At 69.2% G+C, this 1,978-nt stretch carries 2 protein-coding genes; both read right to left on the reverse strand.

The annotated features are described in order from the left end of the window. Positions 1-1,135, reverse strand: a 1,135-nt coding sequence (locus tag I53_RS27430) for an ABC transporter ATP-binding protein (protein ID WP_043356945.1), incomplete at its 3' end; no start/stop codon positions are given. Positions 1,136-1,339: 204 nt separating this feature from the next. After that, positions 1,340-1,978 (reverse strand): MFS transporter (locus tag I53_RS27435; RefSeq protein ID WP_251982476.1); only part of this gene is annotated, 639 nt, incomplete at its 5' end.

Here is a 1,978-nt window from a genome sequence, read left to right on the forward strand (position 1 = left end):
GGCCCACCAGACCGACGCGCTGGCCCGGCTCGATGACGAGGTCGAAATCCGTGAAGACGGGGCGCCCGTCCGGATAGCTGAAGGCGACGTGCTCGAACTCGATCTTGGCGCCCTGGCCTGTGAGCGGCTGCGCTTCCGGATGATCCACGAGATCGTGGGGCTGAAGCAGGGTGTGCAGGGCCTCGGCCAGCCGGGCGGTGTGCTGGGTCGCGTCGACCAGCGCGACCGCGAGGTCGCGGGTGGCCGCCAGGATGCGGATGCCGAGCGTGCAGACCAGCACGACCTGACCGTTCGTCGCCTGTCCGGCCTCCCACATCTGGATCGCCCAATAGAGCAGGCCGAACACGGCAAGCACGGTCAGCACCGCGTGCACGATGCGCAGCTTCTCGAGGTAGAGGAGCGACGAGCGCCGCGCCCGCATCTCGGTCGCGATGGTGCCCTCGAAGCGCTGCCCCTCGCGCTTGAAGGCCGAGAAGGCGCGCACGAGCGACATGTTGCCGACGAGATCGACCATCTCGCCGTCGACGCTGGCGGCCTTGGCGGCGAAGTCGTGGTGCAGCGGCTTGCCGGCCGAGGCCATCTTGAACATCAGCACGACGACGGCCGCGAACACGCCCGCCAGGATGCCCGCCATGGTGAGGTTGACGGTGGCGATGTAGGCGATCGCCCCGAAGGCCGCGACCGTCGGCGGCATCACGTTGAACACGAACATGTTCTCGACCGTGAAGATCGCGTTCGAGGTCGCCGTGATGCGCGACGCCAGGGTGCCCGGCTGGCGGTCGGAGAAGAAGGTCGGGGAATGGCCGGTCATGTGCCGGAACAGGTCGCGCCGGATGTCGCCGGTGATCCCCACGAAGGTGAAGGCGCCGGTCAGCGCCGCCACGCGCCAGAGCATGTTGTCGGCGGCGATGAAGGCGACCAGGACCGCGAGCGCGCTCCAGACGACCGTGTTGCCCGGGCCGGGCCCCTTCGTCAGCGCGTCGACCACGCCCTTGAGGGCGTAATCGGTGGAGACCGAGAAGCCGACGGCGCCGAGCACGGAGATCAGGATGACCAAGTGCGGCAGCCAGCGGCGGCGGAGATACCGCGCGACGAAGGCGAAGGGCCTGTCGGCGTATCGGTGCAGCTCTTCCATCGCGGTGACCATTCCGTATTCGCGCGGCTTTGGCTTACGGGCTGAGGCGGCGTGCAGAGCGGGCGCAGTCTGACCCGCAGCGGCAACGCGAGAGCGTTGCCATATGTTTCACCGGCCCGCACCTTCCGTGCGCTTTTATCCGCAGAACCTGAACGTCGCTTGAGCGGCGCGGAAACACCCTTGCGAATCCGATGCCGCGCCCGGTCAGGCCGTGTGCTCCGTCGGACGCGTCTCCGGCATGATCAGCGCCACCAGCATGAAAGCCGCGAACCCCACGATCGCGAGCCCCAGGAAGGCGCTGTGGCTGCCGAGATGGTCGGCCATGATGCCGGCAAGCGAGGTCGAAAGGGCGGCGCCGATGCCCATGGCCGTGCCGACCGCGCCGAGGGCGAGGTTGAAGCGGCCGGTGCCACGGGTGAGATCCGACACGATCAGCGGCACCATCACGCCCAGCACCGACGCCGAGATGCCGTCCAGCACCTGGATGGCGACGAGACCGTAGGGGTTGGTCGTGTAGGCGAGCAGCAGGCCCCGGACCGGCAAGGCGCCGAATCCGAACAGCAGCACCGGGTAGCGGCCGAAGCGCTCGGCGGCCCGGCCGACCGCAGGGGCGCTGACCGCCAGCACCGCCTGCGGGACCATGATGCAGGCGGCGACCAGCGCGGTGGCGGTCTCGCTCGCCCGCAGGGTCAGGACGCTGCCGACCAGGGGCAGCATCGCGGCGTTGGCGAGGAAGAACAGCACCATGCAGGCCGCGAACACAGGAGGCTTCCGATTGGTCAGCAGGGCGCGGATGCTGTCCTTTGCCGGTCGACGGCGCCGCCTGGCCCGTGGCCGGCTCCT

The organism is Methylobacterium sp. B1 (genome assembly GCF_000333255.1).
Lineage (GTDB): Bacteria > Pseudomonadota > Alphaproteobacteria > Rhizobiales > Beijerinckiaceae > Methylobacterium > Methylobacterium fujisawaense.